The sequence below is a fragment of the Actinospica robiniae DSM 44927 genome (assembly GCF_000504285.1).
In the GTDB taxonomy this organism is placed as follows: Bacteria; Actinomycetota; Actinomycetes; order Streptomycetales; family Catenulisporaceae; genus Actinospica; species Actinospica robiniae.
Genome location: NZ_KI632511.1, coordinates 6,408,875 through 6,432,877, shown reverse-complemented (window position 1 = coordinate 6,432,877; position 24,003 = coordinate 6,408,875). Strand labels below are relative to the sequence as shown.

21 protein-coding genes are annotated in these 24,003 nt (G+C 70.2%); 7 read left to right on the top strand and 14 right to left on the bottom strand.

Features of this window, described 5'->3' with window-relative positions; translation table 11 throughout:
• Positions 1-200 precede the first annotated feature (200 nt).
• The 3 genes from ACTRO_RS27510 to ACTRO_RS27500 all read left to right on the top strand — a co-directional run bounded on the left by ACTRO_RS27510 (position 201) and on the right by ACTRO_RS27500 (position 5,977).
• Positions 201-2,150, top strand: a complete 1,950-nt coding sequence (locus ACTRO_RS27510; protein WP_084316556.1) for a 2-oxoacid:acceptor oxidoreductase subunit alpha — start codon at positions 201-203, stop codon at positions 2,148-2,150.
• Positions 2,143-3,165 (top strand): 2-oxoacid:ferredoxin oxidoreductase subunit beta, encoded by a 1,023-nt coding sequence (locus ACTRO_RS27505; protein WP_051451473.1) that lies wholly within the window; start codon positions 2,143-2,145, stop codon positions 3,163-3,165. Before ACTRO_RS27510 ends, ACTRO_RS27505 begins: the two co-directional genes overlap by 8 nt.
• A 358-nt stretch (positions 3,166-3,523) precedes the next feature.
• Positions 3,524-5,977 carry an amino acid permease gene (locus tag ACTRO_RS27500; RefSeq protein WP_084316555.1) on the top strand — a complete coding sequence of 818 codons (2,454 nt, stop codon included), beginning with the start codon at positions 3,524-3,526 and terminating at the stop codon, positions 5,975-5,977.
• Here ACTRO_RS27500 and ACTRO_RS27495 read toward each other — a convergent pair.
• Complete coding sequence (locus ACTRO_RS27495) at positions 5,926-6,249, bottom strand: hypothetical protein (protein ID WP_034267650.1); 324 nt, start codon at positions 6,247-6,249, stop codon at positions 5,926-5,928. The two genes, ACTRO_RS27500 and ACTRO_RS27495, sit on opposite strands and share 52 nt — an antisense overlap.
• An 87-nt stretch (positions 6,250-6,336) precedes the next feature.
• The gene (locus tag ACTRO_RS27490; RefSeq protein WP_034267648.1) at positions 6,337-6,861 is read right to left on the bottom strand and encodes a hypothetical protein; all 525 of its coding nucleotides are present in this window, start codon (positions 6,859-6,861) and stop codon (positions 6,337-6,339) included.
• A 184-nt stretch (positions 6,862-7,045) separates the two neighbouring features.
• Between ACTRO_RS27490 and rarD the strand changes: the two genes are divergently transcribed.
• Positions 7,046-8,071 (top strand): EamA family transporter RarD, encoded by a 1,026-nt coding sequence (gene rarD, locus ACTRO_RS27485; protein ID WP_034267645.1) that lies wholly within the window; start codon positions 7,046-7,048, stop codon positions 8,069-8,071.
• Here rarD and ACTRO_RS27480 read toward each other — a convergent pair.
• The gene (locus ACTRO_RS27480; RefSeq protein ID WP_157436478.1) at positions 7,972-8,454 is read right to left on the bottom strand and encodes a hypothetical protein; all 483 of its coding nucleotides are present in this window, start codon (positions 8,452-8,454) and stop codon (positions 7,972-7,974) included. The genes rarD and ACTRO_RS27480 overlap by 100 nt on opposite strands.
• Between ACTRO_RS27480 and ACTRO_RS47525 the strand changes: the two genes are divergently transcribed.
• A complete protein-coding gene (locus ACTRO_RS47525; RefSeq protein WP_157436477.1) occupies positions 8,432-8,722 on the top strand; it encodes a hypothetical protein in 291 nt (96 codons plus the stop codon). The two genes, ACTRO_RS27480 and ACTRO_RS47525, sit on opposite strands and share 23 nt — an antisense overlap.
• A 10-nt stretch (positions 8,723-8,732) precedes the next feature.
• Here the strand turns inward: ACTRO_RS47525 and ACTRO_RS27475 are convergent, their stop codons facing one another.
• Together ACTRO_RS27475 and ACTRO_RS27470 are read right to left on the bottom strand one after the other, a co-directional pair.
• Positions 8,733-9,269, bottom strand: coding sequence for a methylated-DNA--[protein]-cysteine S-methyltransferase (locus ACTRO_RS27475; protein ID WP_034267641.1), 537 nt, complete (start codon positions 9,267-9,269; stop codon positions 8,733-8,735).
• A complete protein-coding gene (locus tag ACTRO_RS27470) occupies positions 9,266-10,732 on the bottom strand; it encodes an AlkA N-terminal domain-containing protein (RefSeq protein WP_034267638.1) in 1,467 nt (488 codons plus the stop codon). Before ACTRO_RS27470 ends, ACTRO_RS27475 begins: the two co-directional genes overlap by 4 nt.
• Before the next feature lie 166 nt (positions 10,733-10,898).
• On the opposite strand from ACTRO_RS27470, the gene ACTRO_RS27465 reads away from it, so the two are divergent.
• Both ACTRO_RS27465 and ACTRO_RS27460 read left to right on the top strand, forming a co-directional pair.
• A complete protein-coding gene (locus tag ACTRO_RS27465; RefSeq protein ID WP_157436476.1) occupies positions 10,899-11,795 on the top strand; it encodes a hypothetical protein in 897 nt (298 codons plus the stop codon).
• Positions 11,795-12,064: a hypothetical protein gene (locus ACTRO_RS27460; protein WP_034267634.1), complete on the top strand. Its 270-nt coding sequence runs from the start codon at positions 11,795-11,797 to the stop codon at positions 12,062-12,064. Before ACTRO_RS27465 ends, ACTRO_RS27460 begins: the two co-directional genes overlap by 1 nt.
• Before the next feature lie 25 nt (positions 12,065-12,089).
• On the opposite strand, the gene ACTRO_RS27455 is transcribed toward ACTRO_RS27460, so the two are convergent.
• The 9 genes from ACTRO_RS27455 to ACTRO_RS27415 form a co-directional block, all read right to left on the bottom strand.
• Positions 12,090-13,112: a polyprenyl synthetase family protein gene (locus tag ACTRO_RS27455; protein ID WP_245594510.1), complete on the bottom strand. Its 1,023-nt coding sequence runs from the start codon at positions 13,110-13,112 to the stop codon at positions 12,090-12,092.
• Between the two features lie 163 nt (positions 13,113-13,275).
• The gene (gene nuoN, locus ACTRO_RS27450) at positions 13,276-14,841 is read right to left on the bottom strand and encodes an NADH-quinone oxidoreductase subunit NuoN (RefSeq protein WP_034267631.1); all 1,566 of its coding nucleotides are present in this window, start codon (positions 14,839-14,841) and stop codon (positions 13,276-13,278) included.
• Positions 14,838-16,385: an NADH-quinone oxidoreductase subunit M gene (locus ACTRO_RS27445; protein WP_034267628.1), complete on the bottom strand. Its 1,548-nt coding sequence runs from the start codon at positions 16,383-16,385 to the stop codon at positions 14,838-14,840. The genes nuoN and ACTRO_RS27445 overlap by 4 nt, the downstream gene beginning before the upstream one ends.
• A 4-nt stretch (positions 16,386-16,389) precedes the next feature.
• Positions 16,390-18,318 (bottom strand): NADH-quinone oxidoreductase subunit L, encoded by a 1,929-nt coding sequence (gene nuoL, locus ACTRO_RS27440; RefSeq protein ID WP_051452513.1) that lies wholly within the window; start codon positions 18,316-18,318, stop codon positions 16,390-16,392.
• A gap of 18 nt (positions 18,319-18,336) precedes the next feature.
• Positions 18,337-18,636, bottom strand: coding sequence for an NADH-quinone oxidoreductase subunit NuoK (nuoK, locus tag ACTRO_RS27435; RefSeq protein WP_034267625.1), 300 nt, complete (start codon positions 18,634-18,636; stop codon positions 18,337-18,339).
• On the bottom strand, positions 18,633-19,424 hold the full coding sequence (locus tag ACTRO_RS27430) for an NADH-quinone oxidoreductase subunit J (RefSeq protein WP_063628082.1): 792 nt from the start codon (positions 19,422-19,424) through the stop codon (positions 18,633-18,635). The genes nuoK and ACTRO_RS27430 overlap by 4 nt, the downstream gene beginning before the upstream one ends.
• Positions 19,424-20,095 carry an NADH-quinone oxidoreductase subunit NuoI gene (gene nuoI / locus ACTRO_RS27425; protein ID WP_084316554.1) on the bottom strand — a complete coding sequence of 224 codons (672 nt, stop codon included), beginning with the start codon at positions 20,093-20,095 and terminating at the stop codon, positions 19,424-19,426. The genes ACTRO_RS27430 and nuoI overlap by 1 nt, the downstream gene beginning before the upstream one ends.
• A complete protein-coding gene (nuoH, locus tag ACTRO_RS27420) occupies positions 20,085-21,446 on the bottom strand; it encodes an NADH-quinone oxidoreductase subunit NuoH (RefSeq protein WP_063628081.1) in 1,362 nt (453 codons plus the stop codon). The genes nuoI and nuoH overlap by 11 nt, the downstream gene beginning before the upstream one ends.
• Positions 21,446-24,001, bottom strand: coding sequence for an NADH-quinone oxidoreductase subunit G (locus ACTRO_RS27415; RefSeq protein ID WP_034267622.1), 2,556 nt, complete (start codon positions 23,999-24,001; stop codon positions 21,446-21,448). Before ACTRO_RS27415 ends, nuoH begins: the two co-directional genes overlap by 1 nt.
• Positions 24,002-24,003 lie beyond the last annotated feature (2 nt).

The window sequence follows — 24,003 nt, the reverse complement described above, 5'->3', positions numbered from 1 at the left end:
CGTCGCACAAGCGTACCGGCCGTCCGCGGGCAGCCTACGCAAGCGTGCGGAGCCGCACGGCCGCCGCCCCCTTCCGGTCCCCTCCACCCCGTCGGCGGACGGGATGATCTGTGATCTGAAGGGCGCTCAGGCGTACGATGACTTTCACGCGATGTGTACGTGGCTTCACAAATCCGCAGGACGGAAGACGGTGATGGGCGATGGCGTTGCAGACGGCTGAGGCGGGCACGGGCCCGGCTGACGCGGAGCGGGGCTCTCCCGGCGACAAGCCGGTCGAGTCCCTCCACCGGGTGGTGATCAGGATCGCGGGCGACTCCGGTGACGGAATGCAGTTGACCGGTGACCGCTTCACCCAGGAGACCGCCGCCTACGGCAACGACCTGTCCACGCTGCCGGACTTCCCGGCCGAGATCCGCGCCCCCGCCGGCACCCTGCCCGGGGTCTCCGCCTTCCAGCTGCACTTCGCCGACCACGACATCCTCACCCCGGGCGACGCCCCGGACGTGCTGGTGGCGATGAACCCGGCGGCGCTCAAGACCAACCTCAAGGCCGTGCCGCGCGGCGGGACGGTGATCGTCAACACCGACGAGTTCACCTCCCGGGCCCTGAAGAAGGTCGGCTACGAGCAGGACCCGCTGCAGGACGGCACGCTCGATGCCTACCGGGTGCACCGGGTGGCGCTGACCTCGCAGACCGTCAAGGCGCTGGACGGGCACCCGCTCTCGCGCAAAGAGGCCGAGCGGGCCAAGAACATGTACGCCCTCGGCCTGCTCTCCTGGCTCTACCACCGGCCGGTGGACCAGACGCTGCGCTTCCTGGAGCAGAAGTTCGCCAAGCGGCCGGAGATCATCGCGGCCAACCGGGCCGCCTTCCAGGCCGGCTGGAACTTCGGCGAGACCACCGAGGAGTTCGAGGTCTCCTACGAGGTGGCCCCGGCCTCGCACCCGGCCGGGCGCTACCGCAACATCTCCGGCAACCCGGCGCTGGCCTACGGGCTGGTCGCGGCCGCCCAGCGCAGCGGGCTGACGCTGTTCCTCGGCTCCTACCCGATCACCCCGGCCTCGGACATCCTGCACGAGCTGGCCAAGCACAAGGCCTTCGGCGTGCGCACCTTCCAGGCCGAGGACGAGATCGCGGCCATCGGCGCGGCGCTCGGCGCCTCGTACGGCGGCGCCCTGGGCGTGACCACCACCTCCGGCCCGGGCGTGGCGCTGAAGTCCGAGGCGATCGGCCTGGCCGTCTCGCTCGAGCTGCCGCTGGTCATCTGCGACATCCAGCGCGGCGGGCCGTCCACCGGCCTGCCCACCAAGACCGAGCAGGCCGACCTGCTGCAGGCGATGTTCGGGCGCAACGGCGAGTCGCCGGTCCCGATCGTGGCCCCGCGCTCGCCGGCCGACTGCTTCGACGCCGCGCTCGAGGCCGCCCGGATCGCGCTGACCTACCGCACCCCGGTGTTCCTGCTCTCCGACGGCTACCTGGCCAACGGCTCCGAGCCCTGGCGCATCCCGCGGGTCGAGGACCTGCCCGACCTGACCGTGCGCTTCGCCCGGCCGGAGGAGTACCAGGGCGCGCCGTTCATGCCCTACCAGCGCGACCCGGAGACGCTCGCCCGGGCCTGGGCGCTGCCCGGCACCGCGGGGCTCGAGCACCGGATCGGCGGCCTGGAGAAGGCGGACGTCACCGGCGAGATCTCCTACGACCCGGCCAACCACGACCACATGGTGCGCACCCGCGCGGCCAAGGTGGCCGGGATCGCCAAGACCATCGCGCCGCTGGAGGCGGACGACCCCTCCGGCGAGGCACGGCTGCTGGTGCTCGGCTGGGGCTCGACCTATGGCCCGGCCCAGGCCGCCTGCCGGCTGGTGCGCGAGCAGGGCGGCCAGGTCGCGCACGCGCACCTGCGCCACCTCAACCCGTTCCCGCCGAACCTGGGCGAGCTGCTCGCCCGGTACGACCGGGTGCTGATCCCGGAGATGAACCTGGGTCAGCTCGCACTGCTGGTGCGGGCGCAGTTCCTGGTGGACGCGACCGGCTACAACAAGGTGCGCGGGCTTCCGTTCACCTCCACCGAGCTGGCCGAGGAGATCGGGCGGATCCTGCTCGAGGTCGCGAGCCGTTCCGTCGAAGGGGCGAAGAACTTCCATGCTTGATGTGACCGTCAAGAACGGCGCGCCGGTCGCCCGGGACTTCAAGTCCGACCAGGAGGTGCGCTGGTGCCCCGGCTGCGGGGACTACGCGGTGCTGGCGGCGGTGCAGAGCTTCCTGCCGAGCCTCGGCCTGGAGCGCGAGAAGATCGTGTTCGTCTCCGGCATCGGCTGCTCCTCGCGCTTCCCGTACTACCTGAGCACCTACGGCATGCACTCGATCCACGGCCGCGCCCCGGCGATCGCCACCGGCCTGGCCGCGAGCCGCACCGACCTGTCGGTGTGGGTGGTCACCGGCGACGGCGACGCCCTGTCCATCGGCGGCAACCACCTGATCCACGCCCTGCGGCGCAACGTGAACCTGAAGATCCTGCTGTTCAACAACCGGATCTACGGGCTGACCAAGGGCCAGTACTCGCCCACCTCCGAGCCCGGCAAGGTCACCAAGTCGACTCCGTACGGCTCGCTGGACGCCCCGTTCAACCCGATCTCGCTGGCGCTCGGCGCGGAGGCCACCTTCGTCGCCCGGACCATCGACTCGGACCGCAAGCACCTGACCGGGGTGCTGACCGCGGCCGCGCAGCACAAGGGCACGGCGCTGGTGGAGATCTACCAGAACTGCAACATCTTCAACGACAACGCGTTCGAGCACCTCAAGGCGCCGGGCGAGCGGGACCAGCACCTGCTGCGGCTCGAGGCCGGCGCCCCGCTGGTCTACGGCGACCGCAAGGTGGTCTGGGACGGCGAGCGCGGCGCGCTGACCGCCGTCGAGGAGTCGGACGAGCGTCCGGCGGTGCTGCACGATCCGACCGATGACGACCCGACCTACGCGTTCGCCGTCGCCCGGCTGCAGGACCCGGCCAGCCTCTCGCCCACCCCGATCGGCGTCTTCCGGAGTGTGATCCGGCCCACGTACGACGATCTGATGGAGCAGCAGCTGGCGGACGCCGGCCACGGATCGAACACGCCCGACCTCGCCGCGTTGCTGGCCGGCGCGGACACCTGGACCGTCGGCGAGTAACAGTCCGGCGGCGCCGTCATTCTGCTCGGCTTGCGGAGCCCCACCACGCCCGACCTCACACCAGGTCAGGCGGGTGGGGCTCTCGGCGTCACCGGGCCCGCACACGTGGCCGCCGCGCCGCCCAGGCCACAGTTCGGTAACTCATTCGGCCTAACTCAATTCTTCTTGCAGAGTTCTCACTCCGCACTTGGCCCGACAAGTGGATGAACGGACCGGCGGGGTGGTAGGAACGATCATTGGTATGGGCATGAGAAAGTCGCCAAAGGCGTCAGAAGGCGGCAAAAGCCTCTTGTGCACCGATACCACAGCGGGCTAAGGGCCCGAGGGCAGGACCAAGCGAGCAGAGGCTACGGGACACATGACCACCTCGACCACGAGGACGGCCGGCACCGAGACGGCGCAGCCGCCCGCGTTGTCCGCCACGGCGGTGAACATCCCGGAGAGCCTCGGCTACCGGATCAAGCGCAAGGCGCTGGGCAAGCCGCTGGTCAACGACCAGCTCTACGGCGAGAAGCTCTCCCGCCCGATCGCCCTCGGCGTGCTCGCGCCGGACTGCATCTCCTCCTCCGCGTACGGCACGGAGCAGATGCTCACCCAGCTGATCCCGGTGTTCGGCCTGACCGGATTCGTGCTGGTGATGCCGATCACCGGCGTCATCCTGGTCCTGCTGTTCGTCCTGACGCTCTGTTACCGCGACGTCGTGTCCGTGTACACCCGCGCCGGCGGCTCCTACGTGGTCGCGCGCGAGCAGTTCGGCGTGAAGGTGGCCCAGGTCGCCGCCGTCGCGCTGCTGATCGACTACGTCGTGACCGTCGCCGTGCAGATCTCGGCCGGCACCATCGCCGTCTCCTCCTATCTGTCGCTGACGTTCAACATCGACATCACCGGGTGGAGCCTGTGGATCTCCATCTTCATGATCTGCCTGCTGTGCTACGGCAACCTGCGGGGCATCCGTGAAGCCGGCCGCGCCTTCGCCTTCCCGATGTACTTCTACGTGGCGATGATCGGCCTGACCGTCATCGCCGGCCTCGTCCGCCTGGTGGTCGGCGACCTGCCGCAGGCGAACAACTTCACCGACCCGCGCTACGGCGGCGCGCTCGGCCTGCACCTCGACACGGGCGCCGGCACCCAGGCCATCCTGACCTTCGCCGCGATCTCCGGACTGCTGCGCGCCTTCGCCAACGGCGGCTCCTCGCTGACCGGGCTCGAGGCCATCTCCAACGGCGTGTCCGTCTTCCGCAAGCCCAACGGCCGCAACGCGCGCAAGTCCATGTTCTGGATGTCGCTGATGCTGGGCACCCTGGTGCTCGCGATCTCGATCCTGGCCTGGAAGACGCAGGCGACCCCCTACTCCAGCGGCAGCCCGTCCGTGATCGGCCAGCTCGCCAGCCTGATCTGGGGACACGGCGCGTTCGGCAACGTGATGCTCACGATCGTGCAGCTGGCCACGGCGCTGATCCTCTACGCCGGCGGCAACACCTCGTTCAACGGCTTCCCCTTCCTCGCCTCGTTCGTGGCCGAGGACTCCTTCCTGCCGCGCCAGTTCCTGCACCGCGGCCACCGGCTCTCCTTCTCCAACGGCATCATCGTGCTCGCGGGCCTGTCGCTGCTGCTGCTGATCGGCACCGACGGCAACCTGACCCGGCTCGTCTCGCTCTACGCGATCGGCGTGTTCACCGGTTTCACCATGGCCGCGGCCGGCCTGTTCCGCTACCACTCCCGCCGCAACGAGAAGAACCGCACGATCAAGCTGGTGATCAACGGCACGGCCTGCGTGCTCAGCGCCGCGGTCGTGCTGATCTTCGCTGTGTTCAAGTTCACCGAGGGCGCCTGGCTGGTCGTTGTGGTCTTCCCGATCGGCGTGTTCGCGCTGATCAAGCTGAACGAGCGATACCGCCGGGAGGCGGCCGCGCTGGCCGGCGCCCCGGCGAGCGCCAGCGTGCCGACACTGACCCGCAACACCGTGCTGGTCCTGGTGGACTCGGTGGACCTGGCCGTGGTCAAGGCCCTGCGCTACGCCCGGTCGCTGCGCCCGGTGGAGCTGCGCGCGGTGCACCTGATGATCGACTCCAAGCACGCCGAGCATCTTCGCAAGCGCTGGGACGCCTCGGTCGCCGCCGACGTCCCGCTCGAGGTGATCGAGGTGCCGGACCGCCGGCTGCGCCGGGCCGCGGCCGAACTCGCGGCGCGCACGGCCGACGAGTCGAGCAGCGAGGTGACCATCATGCTGCCGCGGCGCGCGTTCGCCCCGACCAGCCGACTGCTGCACGACCGCACCGCGGACAAGATCGCCTCGGCGGTCTCCCGGCTGCCGCACGTCGCGGCCATGATCGTACCCTTCGACGTGGTCGAGGCGATCGAGGAGATGGACACCGGCGAGACCCCGACCGGCAACGGGCCGGAGCACCACGGCCCCCGTCCGCCGCGTCCGGCCCGGCGCACCAAGAAGATGCTGCTCAACACCGAGTGCCCGACCCCGGACGAGGAGGCTCAGGCTCCGGCGAACCCGCACGACCCGATCGCCGTGCGCGAGGTGCGCTGGCGCAACCGGGCCACGCTCGAGGGCCGGATCCGCTCGGTCTACGTCGGCCCGGTCTCCGGCTCCCCCGCGCTCGAGGCCGAGCTCTACGACGAGACCGGCGGCATCACCCTGGTCTTCCTCGGCCGCCGCTCCATCCCGGGCATCGAGCCGGGCGCGAAGATAAGGGTCGAGGGCATGGTCGGCGAGACCGAGGGCTACCTGGCCATGACGAACCCGTCCTACCGCCTGCTGCCCCGCGAGGGCAACGGCGACGAGGAGGAAGAGGGCTGAGCCGCAACGCGCCCCGTCGGCTCGGCCGGGGCCGTCGCGGCGCGCCGGCGCCACTCCCCCGCGGCATAACTGACCAGCAGGAACGGCAGTATCGTGGCGAGCAGCTGCTGATGCCGGAAGCCCCAGACCCCCGCGGCCGCGGCGGAGGTGGCCGCCGCGGCCAGCGCCCAGTCCAGGTTCGTGCGCCGCGGCACCCGCGGCCCGGCGTAGACCCCGGCCACCGCGACGAGGGCGCCGACGGCGGCGGAACTGAATACGCTGATATGTCTCACAATCCGGACACTCTAGGCCATCAGAGCGCAAACGTGTGTACCCCCGTCATCCGACGGGGGTACACACGTTCGGGTGGTGACGCCGGGTCAGGCGGCGGCCGGGACCAGGCTCGGGGTGCGGGCCGCGCGGGCGGCCAGGCCGAGGGTGCGCGCCACCAGCATCGCGATCGCCATGAACACCAGCGCGTCGGTCAGGGCCGCGACGGTGAGCTGGTGGGCTATGCCGAAGCGCACCAGCTGGCCCGGGAACCAGTTCACGCTGCCGTAGGAGAAGGCCATCCGCGCGCCGATCACGGCCGTCCACAGCGCCGCGTAGCCCCACCCGGCCCGGGAGACCGGCTTGCCCGTCTCCGGCACCCGGCGCACCCGCATCAGCGCGGCGGCGGCCAGGCCGCAGACCGTGCCGAGCAGGATGCCGGCGAGTTCGAGGACCAGGCCGGTGCCGGAGGCGGCCGGGCTCTTGATGAACAGCGGGACGATCACGGCGGCCACGATCAGCGGTCGCAGGATGCGGGCCTTGCCGATCTTGCGGGCCGGACCCAGGTCGGTGGCGAGCACCGAGCCCAGCACGAGCACGTTGACCAGCAGGGCCTGGGACACGGAAGACGACATCTCAACGCTCCGGAACTCGTGGCCGCCTCGTGCGGCCGGTGGCTTGTCGTGCTGACAAGGAACACTCTCGTCTTCGAGGCGGTACCACCGGATCGGAGCGCACGGGTAAACGCGGTACCAGGCGGCGCCGGCGCCGCTACAACCGTGGTACCAGTACGGTAATAATCTAACTACACTCATGCCTATGACAGCGCAGGCGGCCGCGACCGAGCAGCGACGCGGCCTCATATACGGGATAGCGGCCTACGCCCTGTGGGGCCTGTTCCCCTTGTACTGGCCGCTGCTCAAGCCCGCCGGGGCGCTGGAGATCCTGGCCAGCCGGATGATCTGGTCCCTGGTCGCGGTGGCCGTCCTGCTCGCCGCCCGCAAGCACTGGTCCTGGTTCGCCGAACTGCGCCGCACCCCGCGCAAGATCGCGCTGCTCGGCGCCGCCGCGGCCCTGGTGAGCGTGAACTGGGGCACCTACATCTGGGCGGTCAACGCCGGGCGGGTGCTCGAGACCTCGCTCGGCTACTTCCTCAACCCGCTGGTCACGATCGTCTTCGGCGTGCTGATCCTGCACGAGACGCTGCGCCCGGTCCAGTGGCTGGCAGTCGGGATCGGCGCCGCGGCCGTGGTCGAACTCGGTGTCGCCTACGGCCAGCTGCCCTGGATCGCGCTCGTGCTCGCCGCGTCCTTCGGCTGCTACGGCCTGTGCAAGAAGCTCGCCAAGGTGCCCGCGCAGGAGTCGATGGCGGTCGAGTCCGCGTTCCAATTCCTGCCCGCACTCGGCTATATGACCTTCCTTCAGGTCGACGGCACCGCCGCGTACGGCCACGTCGCCTGGTACATCACGGCGCTGCTGACCTTCGCCGGCGTGGTCACGCTGGTGCCGCTGCTGCTGTTCGCCGGGGCCACGAACCGGCTTCCGCTCTCCACCGTGGGCCTGCTGCAGTTCCTCGCGCCGATCCTGCAGCTGGCCTGCGGCGTGTTCGTGGTGCACGAGAAGGCGGCGGGCAGCGAGTGGGTCGGCTTCGGCATCGTGTGGCTCGCGCTGGTCGTGCTGACCTGGGACGGCCTGCGCCAGGCGGCCCGGGCCGGGCAAGGCCGGCCGGACGCACCGGACGGGCCTCAGCCCCGGATCCCCCGGCCCGACCAGCCGGAGGGCACGGCGTCCTCGATCACGTCCTCGAACACGGCGGCCCCCGCGGCCCCCGCGGCGGGCAGCTGACCGGCCGCCAGCTGCGGCTCGGCCAGGATCAGGTCCGCTCGCGCGCTCTCGAAGCACTCCCGGTTCACCCGCCGGAAGACGAAAACCGTGAGGGCGGCATAAACCAGGCTCAGGCTGGCCGCGGCGTAGTTCTCGATCTGCGCGCGGATGACGCTGTGCGGCGGCGGATCGTAGAGGATGTGCGTCACCGGGAGGATCGCGAGGAAAGCGACCAGGAACAGCGACGACGGCCAGGAGGTGTACCGGCGCCAGCGGCGGATCGACGGCTGCCGCGCCACCCACAGCCGGCCGACAGGCCCGTGCGTCCGCGCCCGCAACAACAACGCGCCCACCCAGTTGATGCCGTAGGAGAACCCTGCCGTGGCCAGCATCGCCACCAGCATGGGGCCCACATTGAGTATGCCGCCGAATGGCGGTCTGCCGTGGTTTCGAGTCCGCAGCCAGGCGCTGACCAGCTCACCGGCGCCGAAGAGCACCCAACAGCCTGCCTCGACCCACAGTAACCGGGCCGTCGAACGAAACGCGGCGTCGATACTGACGTGGGGCTTCCTCTTGGCCCCCTTCTCCGCCGCCTTTTCGACCTGCCACAGCCAACGCGGAATGCGGGTGGAGGTCGTCGATTTCGCAGCCATGGGCGGGATTATCCGGTAAGGCAGGGCCTTTACGCCAGGGGCTGCGGGAGCACGCCCTCCAGCACCAGGAGCGCCTCCTTGTTCTCCAGGCCGCCGGCGTAGCCGGTCAACGCGCCCTTCGCACCGAGCACGCGGTGGCAAGGGACGACGATGCCGAGCGGGTTGGAGCCGATCGCGCTGCCCACCGCGCGCGCCTGCACCCGCTCGTACCCGAGATCGGCCGTGATGGTGCCGTAGGTCGTCGTGGTGCCGTACGGGATCTCTCGCAGCGCTGCCCAGACCCGCTCCTGGAACGGCGTGCCGTGGGTGGCGAATTCGAGGTCGAACGACTTGAGGGTGCCGGCGAAGTAGGCCTCGAGTTGGCCGACGGCGTGTTCGAAGGCGTCCGGGGCGTACTCCCAGTCCGCTTCGACGCGCACGTCGCCCTTCCACTTCTCCATCTTCACGCTGCACAGCGCCACACCGCCGGGCGCCGAAGGCGAACGCACGCCCGCAAGGACGAGGTCGCCGACCGGGCTGTCCATCCGCGTGTAGATGACGGTGCCGAAGGTGTCAGGGGTGCTCATGAGTTGCTCCAAAGGTAGTGGATCGCATACGAAGACCAGGGGTGCCAGCGCTCTGTCTCCTCGCGGCCTAATCCGGCACGCTTCAGCGCCCCCTTGATGACCACGTCGCCGGGCAGCAGCACGTCCGGGTCGCTCAGTGCCCGCATCCGCAGGTAGCCCGCCGTCCACGGCCCGATCCCGCGCAGCGCCAGCAGTTCCCGCTGGGCCTGTTCCCGGTCGGCCCCGGCGTCGAGCCGCAGGCTGCCGTCGGCCAGCGCCCGGCTCACCGTGCGCAGCGTCTCCTTGCGCGAGGCCGGCATGCCGAGCTCGGCGAAGTCCGCCTCGGCCAGGTCGGCCGCGAGCGGGAACAGGTGCGTCAGCCCGCCGCTCGGATTCTCCAGCGGCTCGCCGCGGGCGGCGACCAGCTTGCCCGCGAGCGCGCGGGCCGAGCCGACGGTGATCTGCTGGCCGAGCACCGCGCGGATCGCCATCTCCTGCGGCTCGGCCGCGCCGACCGAGCGGATGCCCGGGTTCTTCAGCGTCAGCGGGCCGAGGATCTGGTCCGGGGCGAAGGTCTCGGCCACCGCCACCGGATCCGCGTCGAGGTCGAACAGCCGCCGCACCCGGCCGATCGCGGCGGTGAAGCCGCGCAGGTCGGCCAGATCGAGCCGGCACTCCAGCCAGGCGCCGCCGGTGACCCGCTCGTGCACCTCGATGATGCCGGGCCCGTGCTCGAACCGCAGGGTTCGCCGATAGACCCGGTCTCCCGGCGGTCCCAGGATCTCCTCGATTCCGGGGATGGCACGAGCGCCGAGGAAGTCGAAGACGTGCCCGCGCGCATACGGCTCGCGGTACGCCAAGCGCAGCGGGATCCCGGTGCCGGCCGACGTCCCGCGCTTCGCTGTCGCCGTGGCGACGGCGTCGCGTAACGAGGTGGGCGTGGCCGCGTATACCTCGCGGATCGTGTCGTTGAACTGCCGGATGCTGGAGAACCCGGCGGCGAACGCGACGTCCGCGGCCGCCAGCGGCGTGGTCTGCAGCAGCACCCGCGCCGTGTGCGCGCGCTGCGCGCGAGCCAGCGCGAGCGGCCCGGCACCCAGCGAGGCGACCAAGTGCCGCTGCACCTGCCGTTCGCTGTAACCCAACTGCCCGGCCAGCCCGCCCACGCCCTCGCGGTCGATCACCCCGTCGTTGATCAGCCGCATCGCCCGCCCGACGACGTCCGCACGCACGTTCCACTCGGCCGACCCCGGCACCGCGTCCGGCCGGCAGCGCCGGCAGGCTCGGAACCCGGCCGCCTGCGCCCCCGCCGCCGAAGCGTAGAACCGCACGTTCTCGCGCTTCGGCGTGGTCGCCGGGCAACTCGGCCGGCAGTAGATCCCGGTGCTGGTCACAGCCGTGAAGAACACCCCGTCGAACCGGGGGTCGCGCCCGCGCACCGCCTGGTAGCGGTGCTCGTCCGTCAGCGGAGTCGTAGAAGCCATGCCTCCATCATGCGCCTGCCCACCGACACGATCTGGCGGGTTTCGGACACCAAGCATGTCCCACTACGTCGCCGTACCCTCGTACGAGCGACCCCGCTCGTCACTCGAAACGGTGGTCGCGCGGGATTCGGGCGATAATCCTCTGTACAGAGCTTAGGGTGACCGCATGGTCACCAATCACCATGAGGTCAGCCACACCCTTTTCGACGATGATCCGGATCTCATTGTCCGAGCACTCGAACGCTGCGGTGTGCATTTCTCGAAATTCGAGGAGATCGAGCGCCTCGGCACTGATCTCAGCACCGTCGAACCGGTCGAGCGCCGCGTCGACCGCGTGTTCAAATTCCGCACAGCAGATGGGAGGGAAGGCATCTTCGCCTTCGAAACCCAACTGCAGACGGATCACGACAAGCCGAGGGCCTGGGGCTACTACGGGATGACCCTGGCCAACCGCTACAGCCTCCCGGTCACGCTCGTTGTCGTCACCAGCAGCAAGCGGTGCGAAGAATGGGCGCGCAAGGGCTTCGATTTCGGCCACGGACTGGGCGACTCGTTGTACGTTCGCCCGATCGTGCTCGGCCCCAGCAATGTCGAGATGATCATCGACGACCACGCCGCCGCTATGGACCTCTACTACACCGCGCTTTCCGTGACGGTCCACCTCGGTTCACGCCACATCAATGCCATACTCAAAGCGGCGGCGAAGGCCGTCGGGACCGCACCCGAACCCACGGCTGTCGCCGTCGCGAACAACATCGACCTCACGCTGGGCAGGACCGACGTCGGAGACTTCTGGAGGCAACTGATGGCAGCGAACAGTCACGTCGTCTACGGCCCCATGATCCAGGGCATGCTCGACGAAGCCAAGGCGAAGGCCGAGGCCAAGGGCATGGCCAAGCTCTTGCTGAAGAGCCTGGACCTGCGGGGCATCGTCATCAGCGACGAGCAGCGCGAGCGCATCGCGACGTGCACGGACGAGCAGCTCATCGAGGAGTGGTTCGCCCGCGCGGTCACCGCCACCACCGCCGAGGACGTCTTCAACGACCGCTCCGGAGACCTCTGATGCCGCAGGGCCCGGGCGCCTACCCCGACGACAGTGCGGTGCCGTGGTTCTACCGGGGCATCTTCAACTCGATCATCGAGGCTAATCTAGCCACCGCAAGAGCCAAGGGCTTGGCCGATCTCCTGCTGGAAAAGCTGGAAATGCGGCGTATCTCCCTCGACTCCGCGCAGTTCGAGCGCATCCGGAACTGCACCAACGAAACGAGCCTCGAGATCTGGTACATCCGTGCCGTCCATGCCACGAAAGCCGAGCACGTATTCAGGGACTGATCTCGATCTCCCGGCCCCGCGCCCGTCACACCGTGCGGGAGTAGACCAGCTCGCAGAGGGCGTGCAGGGCGTCGCGGGCCGGGATGTCAGGGAGGCCCTCGAGCATGGTGCGGGCTTCTTCGGCGTACCGGCGGGCGGTAACGCGGGCCTGGTCCATCGCGGCATGGGCGCGGAGGCGGTCGAGGGCTTCGAGGACGAGTTCGTCCTCTTCGATCGGGGCGGACAGCAGCTCGCGCAGGCGGGCCGACTCCGGGTCGGTGGAGGCCAGGGCGTAGAGCGTGGGGAGGGTGGGGACGCCCTCGCGCAGGTCGGTGCCGGGGAGCTTGCCGGACTGCTCGGCTTCGCCGGCGATGTCGATGATGTCGTCGACGAGCTGGAACGCCACGCCGAAGGTCTCGCCGAAGCGGGTCAGCTGCTCGACCACGGTCGGGGACGCGCCGGAGAGCAGCGCGCCGAAGCGCAGGGAGGTCGCGATCAGCGAGCCGGTCTTGTCCTCGAGCACCTTCAGGTAGTGGTCGATCGCGCTCTCGTCCGGGCCCGGCTCGATGCACTCGTTGATCTGGCCGGTCACCAGCCGCTCGAAGGTGGCGGCCTGCAGCCGCACCGCCTCCGGGCCCAGATCGGCCAGCAGCATCGAGGCCTTGGCGAACAGGTAGTCGCCGGTGAGGATCGCGATCGTATTGTCCCAGCGGGCGTTCGCGGTCGGCACGCCCCGGCGCATGGTGGCCTCGTCCATCACGTCGTCGTGGTAGAGCGTGGCCAGGTGGGTCAGCTCCACCACGCAGCCGGCCACGGCCACCTGCGGCACCGAGGGCTCGCCGAACTCGGCGGCCACGACCGTCAGCAGCGGACGGAACCGCTTGCCGCCGGCCTCGACCAGGTGGACGGCGGACTCCCGGATCAGCGCGTGGTCGCTGTGCGCGCAGCGCAGCAGCAGTTCCTCCACCTCGGCGAGGCCCGTGCGCGCCCGGGCCACCAGGCCGGGGTCACTGGTGACGAGGCCCCAGGGCAGGCTGCCCGCGCGTTCGGTCGCCACCTGCACGCTCACGCCATTCGCCTCTCACCCGATCGGGTCACCCGTCGTCTACTCTTACCGATTCCCAACCTAGTGCATCGACATCGGGCTATGGCACGCGGCCGGGCCGTGACTTCATCCTCGTCGCGGCCCGGTCGATGTTCCCGATTTCCCTCTGCCCTAGGCGGCTTCGCCGCTACTTGGCCAGAATGCCCGCCGAGTTGTTCGCCAGGTGCAGCAACAGGCTCGGCGCGATGCCCAGGGCCACCGTGGCGAGGGCCGCCACGGCCAGCGCCGTCTTCACCGCGATCGACGGGTGGGCGATGGTCGGCCCGTCCGGCAGCGGCTCGGAGAAGAACATCACCACGACCACGCGCAGGTAGAAGAACGCGGCCAGGGCGCTGGCGAGTACGGCCACGATGACCAGCGCGGGGGCGCCGGCGTTCAGGGCCGCCTGGAAGATGGCGAACTTGCCGATGAAGATCGAGGTGAACGGGATGCCGGCGAAGGCCAGCAGGAACACCGCGAGCAGCGCGGCCGGGATCGGGGCGCGCTTGCCCAGGCCGGCCCAGCGGCTCAGGTCGGTGGCCTCGCCGCCGGCGTCGCGCACCAGGGTCACCACGGCAAACGCGCCGATGATGGCGACGCCGTACACCGGCAGGTAGAACAGCACCGCCGCCCGGGCCTGCGCGGTGGTGGAGGTCACGCCGATCAGCAGGTAGCCGGCGTTGAGGATGGCCGAGTAGGCCAGCATCCGCTTGATGTCGCGCTGGGTCAGCGCCAGGATGCCGCCGACCAGCATGGTGATCACGGCCACGGCCTGGAGCACCGGGCGCCACACCGTGACCGCGTTCGGGCCGCCGAGGCCCACGTCGAGCACCCGCACCAGCGCGCCGAAGGCGGCGATCTTGGTGGCCGCGGCCATGAAGCCGGTCACCGGGGTCGGCGCGCCCTGATACACGTCCGGGGTCCACATGTGGAACGGCGCGGCGCCGACCTTGAACAGCAGGCCCATGCCGAGCATGGCCAGGCCGGCGTAGAGCAGGGCCGAGCCGGCGTCCGGGTGCGCCACGTGCTGTGCGATCACGTCGAGGTTCACCGAGCCGGCGTAGCCGTAGAGCATGGCCGCGCCGTACAGGAAGAACGCCGAGGAGAACGCGCCGAGCAGGAAGTACTTGAGCGCGGCCTCCTGCGAGAGCAGCCGGCGGTGCCGGGCCAGGCCGCAGACGATGTACAGCGGCAGCGAGAGCACCTCGAGCGCGACGAACATGGTCAGCAGGTCGTTGGCCGCCGGGAAGAGCAGCATGCCGCCGACCGAGAACATCAGCAGCGGGTAGATCTCCGTGCTCTGCCAGCCCATCCGGGTGGTGTCCCGCTCGGACTGGGAGCCGGGCACCGAGGCGCCCTGCGCGGCGAAGGCGTCCTGGTTCTGGTCGGTCTTGCGCTCGGCGATCACCAGGAAGCCGACGAAGGCGATCACCAGGATCGTGCCCTGCAGGAAGAGCGTCGTGCCGTCTATGGCGACCGACCCCTGCGCGACGAGCTGCACGCCGGTCTTGGACAGCGCGAGCACGGCGCCGAACGCGGCGGCGATGCCCACGAGGGCGAGGCCGACCTGCACCCGGTAGCGGGAGGCCCGCGGCACCAGGCCCTCGACCAGGATGCCCAGGGTCGCCGCGCCGAAGGCGATCAGCATCGGCGAGAGCTTGCCGAATTCGACCGGCGGCGCATGGAAGGTGGTGGCTGCGGCGAGAGTGCTCACTGCTGGCTCCCCTGGGCTTGGGTCGCGGTGGACGGATGCTGCGTCACCGACAGGGACGTCGACTGGGTGACGGCCGGGTTGATGTACTTCGTCAGGATGCCGGGCGCGAAGCCGAGCACCAGGATCAGCGCGAGCAGCGGGGCCACCGCGGCGATCTCCCGCCGGCTCAGGTCCTTGAAGCCGCTGACCGCCGCCGTCACCGGCCCGGTCATGGTGCGCTGGTAGAGCCACAGGATGTAGACCGCGGCGAGCACGATCGAGGTGACCGCGAAGATCGCCGCGACCGGGTACTTCTCGAAGGTGCCGACCAGCACCAGGAACTCGCTGACGAACGAGCTCAGGCCCGGCAGCGCCAGCGAGGACAGGCCGGCCACCAGGAAGGTCCCGGCGAGCAGCGGCGCCACCTTCTGCACACCGCCGTAGGCGTCGATCTCGGTCGAGCCGCGGCGGGTGATCAGGAATCCGGCGAGCAGGAACAGCGCGCCGGTGGACAGGCCGTGGTTGACCATGTAGAGCGTCGCGCCGACCTGGCCGCGGGCGGTCCAGGCGAACACGCCGAGGGTGATCAGGCCGAAGTGCGAGATCGAGGTGTAGGCGATCAGGCGCTTCATGTCCTTCTGCCCGATCGCCAGCAGCGCGCCGTACAGGGTGCTGATGACCGCGAGCACCAGGATCGCCGGGGTGAAGTAGTGCGAGGCGTTCGGGAACAGCTCGAGGCAGAACCGGAGCATGCCGAAGGTGCCGATCTTGTCGAGCACGCCGACGAGCAGGACGGCGGTGCCCGGCGTGGCCTCGGCGGCGGCGTCCGGCAGCCAGGTGTGGAACGGCCACAGCGGCGCCTTGACCGCGAACGCGATGAAGAAGCCGAGGAAGAGCCAGCGCTCGACGCCGGTGCTGAAGTGCAGCTGCCCGGTGGACACCGCGTGCGCGAGGGCCGGGAAGTTGAACGGATCGGCCACGGTGCGGTTGGCGACCACGTACAGGCCGATCACCGCCGCCAGCATCAGCAGGCCGCCGAGCAGGTTGTAGAGCAGGAACTTCACCGCGGCGTAGGACCGGTGCTTCTCCCCGCTCTGCCCGTACGAGCCGATCAGGAAGTAGCTCGGGATCAGCAGCGCTTCGAAGAGCACGTAGAACATGAAGACGTCGGTGGCCGCGAAGACACCGATCATCATGACTTCCAGGACCAGCATCAGGCTGAAGAAGGCCCGCGGGGTGTTCTTCCCGTCATGCCAGGAGGCGAGCAGCACCACCGGCACCAGCACAGCCGTCATCAGGATCAGGACGAGCGCGATCCCGTCGACGCCGATGCTGTAGTTGATGTGGAACTGGGAGATCCAGGAGTGATTCTCGGTCAGCTGGTACTGGGCTCCACCGACGTTGAACTTCACCGCGTCGATGATCGCCAGCACCAGGGTGAGCACGGAGGTCGCCACGGCGATCTCCTTGGCCCGCTTCTGCTGCCCGCGTGGCAGCAGCGCGATCCCGGCGACGCCGACGAGCGGCGAGGCGATCGTGACGGTCAGATAGGGGAAGCTGGACATCGAGTTAACCCCTTACCAGCAGGAGGGCGACGATCAGCAGCGTGGCGCCGCCGAACATCGACAGGGCGTAGGAGCGGACGAAGCCGGTCTGCAGCCGGCGCAGTCGGCCGGAGCTGCCGCCGAGGCCCGCGGCGATGCCGTTGACCGCGCCGTCCACGCCCTTGAGGTCGAAGTAGACCAGGACTCTGGTCAGGTACTGGCCGGTGCGCATGAACACCAGCTCGTTGAACGCGTCGCCGTACAGGTCGCGGCGCGCGGCCCGGGTGACGAAGGCGCCGGCCGGGGCCGTCGCCGGGACCTCCTGGCGGAAGTAGAGGTTCATGGCGTAGAGGAAACCGAGCGCGACCGCGCCGAGGATGATCGCCTGCATCTCGAGCTGGCTGAACGGCAGCTTGCCCTCGCTGTGGCCGGTGACCGGGGCGAGCCAGTTCACGAACGAGCTGTGGTACGAGAACAGGGCGCCCGCGGCGACCGAACCCACGGCCAGCAGGGCCATCGGGAACACCATGGTCCGCGGCGACTCGTGCGGGTGCGGCTCGTGGCCGTGCTCGTCCTCGACCCAGCGCTTCGTGCCGAAGAAGGTCATCAGCATGACCCGGGTCATGTAGAACGCGGTGACCAGCGCGCCGAGCAGAGCCGTGAAGCCGAGGATCCAGCCGGAGGTGCCGCCCTGGCTGAACGCGGCCTCGATGATCTTGTCCTTGGACCAGTACCCGGAGAACGGCGGGCAGCCGATGATCGCCAGGTAGCCGAGGCCGAAGGTGACGTAGGTCCAGAGCATGTACTTGCGCAGGGCGCCGTAGTGGCGCATGTTCACGTCGTCGTTCATGCCGTGCATCACCGAGCCGGCGCCGAGGAACAGCCCCGCCTTGAAGAAGCCGTGCGTGACCAGGTGCATGATCGCGAACGCGTAGCCGATCGGGCCGAGCCCGGCGGCCAGGATCATGTAGCCGATCTGCGACATGGTCGAGCCGGCCAGCGCCTTCTTGATGTCGTCCTTCGCGCAACCGACGATCGCGCCGAACATCAGCGTGATCGCGCCCACGATGGTCACCACCAGGCGCGCGTTCGGGGCGGCGTCGAAGATCGCGTTGGAGCGCACGATCAGGTACACCCCCGCGGTCACCATCGTCGCCGCGTGGATCAGAGCACTGACCGGGGTCGGGCCCTCCATCGCGTCGCCGAGCCAGGACTGCAGCGGGAACTGCGCGCTCTTGCCGCAGGCGCCGAGCAGCAGCAGCAGGCCGATCGCGGTGAGCGTGCCGGTCTTGGCGGCGGGCACGCCGTTGAACACCGGCCCGAAGGCGAAGCTGCCGAAGGTGGTGTACATGAGCATCACCGCCACCGACAGGCCGATGTCGCCGACCCGGTTGACGATGAACGCCTTCTTGGCCGCCACCGCCGCCGAGGGCTTGTGCTGCCAGAACCCGATCAGCAGGTACGAGGCCAGGCCCACGCCCTCCCAGCCGGCGTAGAGCAGCAGGTAGTTGTCGGCGAGCACGAGCACGAGCATCGCGGCCAGGAACAGGTTCAGGTACGCGAAGAACTTGCGCTTGTTCTCGTCGTGCTGCATGTAGCCGACCGAGTAGATGTGGATCAGCGAGCCCACGCCGGTGATCAGCAGCACGAAGACGATCGAGAGCTGATCCAGGTGGAACCCGGCGTCGGCGGTGAAGCCGGGCACCGGGATCCAGGTGTAGACGTGCTGGTCGTAGGAGCGCTGGTCGCCCGGCTTGGCCAGCAGGGCGAAGAAGAGCACCGCGCCGAGGACGAACGAGCCGAGCGCGGCCGCGCAGCCGAGCAGGTGGCCGAAGCGGTTCGACTTGCGCCCGCCGAGCAGCAGGATCGCGGCCCCGGCCAGCGGCAGGGCGATCACCCAGGCGGTCAGGGCGAAGGTACCGGTCGCCGCGAGCGGCGCGTAGGACGAGGGCATCGTCGAGGCCACCTATTCCTAGTACTTCAGCAGGTTGGCGTCGTCGACCGAGGCCGAACGGCGGGTACGGAAGACCATGATGATGATCGCGAGGCCCACCACGACCTCGGCCGCGGCCACCACCATCGTGAAGAACGCGATGATCTGCCCGTCCAGGGCGCCGCGCATCCGGGCGAAGGTGACGAAGGCCAGGTTCGCCGCGTTCAGCATCAGCTCGATGCACATGAACACGACGATGGCGTTGCGCCGGATCAGCACCCCGAGCGCGCCGAGGGTGAACAGGATCGCGGACAGGTAGAGGTAGTTGTCCGGGTTCACTTCGACACCTCCTTGCTCTGCTTGCCGTTCGCCTGGCCGGGCAGCGGCAGCGGTCGGAAGCCGCGGACCGTGTCGCGGCCGCGCAGCGTGGCGTTGACGCTCGCCTCGCTCGGCGTGCCGTCGGGCAGCAGCGCCGGGGTGTCCACCGCGTTGTGCTGCGCGTAGACGCCCGGGTTGGGCAGGCCGGTGAGCGAGACCTTCTCGCCGCGGCCCCAGCGCTCGAAGCGCTCGATCGAGATCTCGCGCTGCGACTTGCGCGGGGCGATGCGCTCCTTGTGGGTGAGCACCATCGCGCCCACGGCCGAGACGATCAGCACCGCCGAGGAGACCTCGAAGGCCCAGTAGTAGCGGGAGAAGAGCAGCTGGGCCAGCGCCGGGACGTTGCCGCCGCCCTTGGCGTTCGCCGCGTCGGTGCCGACGAAGGCGGGCAGGTTCGCGTGCGCGTACACGCCGAGCAGCACCGCGCCGAAGCCGATCACGAGCGGCACGGCCAGCCAGCGCTGGCCGCGGATCGTCTCGGTCAGCGAGTCCTGCGACTCGATGCCGATCAGCATCAGCACGAACAGGAACAGCATCATGACCGCGCCGGTGTAGACGACGATCTGCACGACGCCGAGGAAGACGGCGCCCTGGGCCATGTAGAAGAAGGCCAGGCAGAGCATCACCGAGCACAGGCACAGCGCCGCGTGCACGATCTTCTTGGAGAAGATCAGGCCCAGCGCGCCGAGCACGGAGACGGCCGAACCGATCCAGAACAGGAAGGTCTCGCCGTGGCCGGTGTTCCCCATCAGGACTCCTCTCCCGAGCCCGAGCCCGCGGCCGAGCCCGCGGCCGCCGCGTCGGCGGCGCGGGCCGCGGCGAGCAGCGGCCGCAGCAGGTCGTCGTCGGCGCGCGGGACCTCGCCGCGGTAGTACTCCTTCTCGGTCACCTCGTGGCCGGCGCCGTCCTGGTACATCCGGTGCGGCGGCGGGACCATGCCCTCGCCCATCGGCGCGAGCAGCCGGTCCTTGGTGTAGATCAGCGATTCGCGGCTGGTGTCGGCGAGCTCGTACTCGTTCGTCATGGTCAGCGCGCGGGTCGGGCAGGCCTCGATGCACAGGCCGCACAGGATGCACCGCAGATAGTTGATCTGGTAGACCCGGCCGTAGCGCTCGCCCGGGGAGAAGCGCTCCTCCTCGGTGTTGTCCGCGCCCTCGACGTAGATGGCGTCGGCCGGACAGGCCCAGGCGCACAGCTCGCAGCCGATGCACTTCTCCAGCCCGTCCGGGTGCCGGTTGAGCTGGTGGCGGCCGTGGAAGCGCAGCTGGGTGGGGACCTTCTGCTCCGGGTAGCGCTCGGTGTTCGGCTTCTTGAACTGGGTCAGGAAGGTCACTCCGAAGCCGGCCACCCCGGCCAGCGGTCCCGCCTTGGCGGTCTCCGCCCCCGACGCGCCCTTCGGGGGCTGCTTCTTACTCGCCATCAGACGACTCCTCCGTGGAATGGCCGTTGGCGGCCAGGGCGAGGCTCGGGGTGCGCGGGGCGCGCCGGGCGACGACCGGCCGCACCTGGCCGGGCAGCGGCGGCACCGGGAAGCCGCCGGCGAAGCCGGAGGCGTCCTGCTCGCGCAGTGCCTCCTCGGCGTTGCGCCGGCGCAGATCGCGCGCGTCCTGGTTGCGCTCGCGCACCTCCAGGCCGACCAGCAGGGCCACGAAGAGCGCGGCCGCGGCCAGGCAGATCGGCACCAGGTGGCCGGAGTCCATGTCCCCGGCGTTGCGCAGCTGGCGGATCACCGCGACCAGCAGCAGCCAGACCAGCGAGACCGGGATGAGCACCTTCCAGCCCAGCCGCATGAACTGGTCGTAGCGCAGCCGGGGCAGCGTGCCGCGCAGCCAGATGAAGACGAACACGAAGATCAGCAGCTTGGCCAGGAACCAGATCATCGGGAACCAGCCCGCGTTCGCGCCGTGCCACCAGTGCGCGATCGGGGCCGGAGCCCGCCATCCGCCGAAGAACATCGTGATCGCCAGGCAGGAGACGACGACCAGGTTGATGTACTCGGCCAGGAAGAAGAGGGCGAACTTCAGCGAGGTGTACTCGGTGTGGAAGCCGCCGACCAGTTCGCCCTCGGCCTCGGGCAGGTCGAAGGGGGCGCGGTTGGTCTCGCCCACCATCGAGATCATGTAGATCAGCCCGGAGACGCACAGCGGGATGATGTACCAGATGTGCGCCTGCGCGGCCACGATCCCGCTGGTGGACATCGTCCCGGCGTACAGGAACACCCCGGCGAAGCTCAGGCCCATGGCGATCTCGTAGGAGATCATCTGGGCGGAGGAGCGGATGCCGCCGAGCAGCGGATAGGTCGAGCCCGAGCTCCAGCCGGCCAGCACGATCCCGTAGATGCCGATCGAGGAGACCGCGAGGATGTAGAGCACGCCGATCGGCAGGTCCACCAGCTGCAGCGTGGTCCAGTGGTGGAAGATCGAGACCGCGCCGCCCCAGGGGATCACCGCGAAGGCGAGGAACGCCGGGATGGTGGAGATCACCGGGGCCGCCCAGAACACCGGCTTGTCGGCGTTCGTCGGGACGATGTCCTCCTTGAGCGCGAGCTTCACGCCGTCGGCCAGCGACTGCAGCAGACCCTGCGGGCCGACCCGGTTCGGGCCCACCCGCATCTGCATCCGGGACACCACGCGGCGCTCGAACCAGATGTTGAACAGGGTGAGCACGACCAGCATCGCGAAGGCGGCCACCGCCTTGATCGCGGCCAGCAGGAACCACCACGGGATGTGGGTGTCGAACCCGTTGATCACCCAGTGGTCCATGTTCGCCATCAGCGCTCCTCCTCCTCGGCGCCCGCCTCGCCGGCGGTGGCGGCGGACGCGGGCGCCTCGGCGGCCAGCGTCACGATGGCCCCGGTGTCCGCGCACAGGGCGGCGCGCACGTGCGAGCCCGGGGAGTTCGTCGGCAGCCAGACCACCCGGTCGGGCAGGTCGGCGATCTCCAGCGGCAGCACCACCGCGCCGGCGTCGGTGCGCACCGAGACGGGCGCGCCGGCGAAGGCGCCGATCTCCTTGGCCGTGGCCGGAGACAGGTGCACCACCGCGCGGTGCGCGGTGCCGGCCAGGAACTTCTCGCCGTCCTGCAGCCGCCCGTCGTCGAGCAGCTGGTGCCAGGTGGCGAGCACGGCCTGGCCGACGCCGGGCGCGGGCAGGGTCAGCACCTCGGCGCGCGGGGGCAGCGCCCGCGGGCCGTCCCAGACGCCGAGCTCGTCGAGCTCGCGCCGGGCCGCGGCCACGTCGGGCAGGCCCAGGTGCACGTCCATCGCGTCGGCGAGCCGGTCGAGCACGCGCAGGTCGGTGACGTGGCCGCCGTGGGTCTGCACCACCTCGGGGCTCAGCGCCTGCTCGAACCGGCGCACCCGGCCCTCCCAGTCCAGGAAGGTGCCGGACTTCTCCGCCACGGCCGCGACCGGCAGCACCACGTCGGCGCGCTCGGTCACCGCGCTGCGGCGCAGTTCGAGGCTGACCACGAAGCCGGCCGCGTCCAGGGCGGAGCGCACGCCGGCCGGGTCGGGCAGGTCGTCCGGGTCCACCGCGCCGACGAGCAGGGCGCCGATCTCGCCGGAGCGGGCGGCGGTCAGGATCGCGTCGCCGTCCCGGCCCTCCAGGGTCGGCAGGGCCCTGACGCCCCAGGCCGTGGCGACCTGGCCGCGGGCGAGCGGGTCGCCGATCGGCCGGCCGCCGGGCAGCAGGTTGGCCAGCGCGCCGGCCTCGACCGCGCCGCGCTCGCCGGCCCGCCGCGGCACCCAGGCGAGCCGGGCTCCGGTGGCCTTGGCCAGGCGCACCGCGGCGCTGAGGCCGCCGGGCACTCCGGCCAGCCGCTCGCCGACGAGGATGACCGAGCCCTCCTCGCGCAGCGTCTTGGCCGCGGCCAGGCCCGCGTGGTCGAGCCCTGCGTCGTAGCTGCCGGCGCCGAGCGCGCCCAGGAACTCCGGCTCGGTGTGCGGCGCGGCCTTGAGCAGCGTGCCGCCGCACTTGCGCAGTCCGCGCGTGGCGAACGGCGCTATGGCCACGACCTGGGTCTTGTTGACCCGGAAGGCCTTGCGCAGCCGCAGGAAGACGATCGGGGACTCGTCCTCGGGTTCGAACCCGACCAGCAGCACCGCCGGGGCCTTCTCCAGGTCGGCGTACGTGACGGCGGCCCGGTTCGCCTCCTCGGCGCCGTCCGGCGAGAGGCCGGCCACGTGCGAGGCGAGGAACTCGGCCTCCTCGTGGCTGTGCGGCCGGGCCCGGAAGTCGATGTCGTTGGTGTCCAGGGCGAGCCGGGCGAACTTCGCGTAGGCGTACGCGTCCTCGAGGCTCACCCGCCCGCCGACCAGCACGCCGGCCTGGCCGCGGGCGGTGCGCAGTCCGGCCGCGGCCGTGCGCAGCGCTTCGGGCCAGGAGGCCGGCACCAGCTCGCCGTCCCTGCGCACCAGCGGACCGGTGATCCGGTCGCCGAGGGTCGGGTACTGGAAGGCCCAGCGGCCCTTGTCGCAGTTCCACTCCTCGTTGACCTCCGGGTCCTCCCCGGCCAGGCGTCGCAGCACCTTGCCGCGCCGGTGGTCGGTGCGCAGCGCGCAGCCGGAGGCGCAGTGCTCGCACGCGGTCGGCGTGGAGACCAGGTCGAACGGGCGGGAGCGGAAGCGGTAGGCCGCGCCGGTGAGCGCGCCGACCGGGCAGATCTGCACCGTGTTACCGGAGAAGTAGGACTCGAAGTCCTGGTCCCCGGCGGTGGAGATGCCCACCTGCTGCTGCGCGCCGCGCTCGATCAGGGCGATGAACGGGTCGCCGGCGATCTGCTCGGAGAAGCGGGTGCAGCGGGCGCAGTTGACGCAGCGTTCGCGGTCGAGCAGCACCTGGGTCGAGACGTTGATCGGCTTGGCGAAGGTGCGCTTGAGGCCCTCGAACCGGGTCTCGCCGCGGCCGTTGCTCAGCGCCTGGTTCTGCAGCGGGCACTCGCCGCCCTTGTCGCACACCGGGCAGTCCAGCGGGTGGTTGATCAGCAGCAGCTCCATCACACCCTGCTGTGCCTTGTCCGCTATCGGCGAGGTGCGCTGGGTCTTGACCACCATGCCGTCGGCCACGGTGGTGGTGCACGAGGCCAGCGGCTTGCGCTGACCCTCCACCTCCACCAGGCACTGCCGGCAGGCGCCGACCGGGTCGAGCAGCGGGTGGTCGCAGAAGCGCGGGATGGCGATGCCGAGCCGCTCGGCGACCCGGATGACCAGCTCGCCCTTCTTGGCCACGACCGCGATCCCGTCCACGGTCAGCTGCACGTGCCCGGGCGGGACCTCGAGTTCGCCGCCGTTGGGCTGGGCGGGGATGTCCGCTGTGGTGACGCTCATGC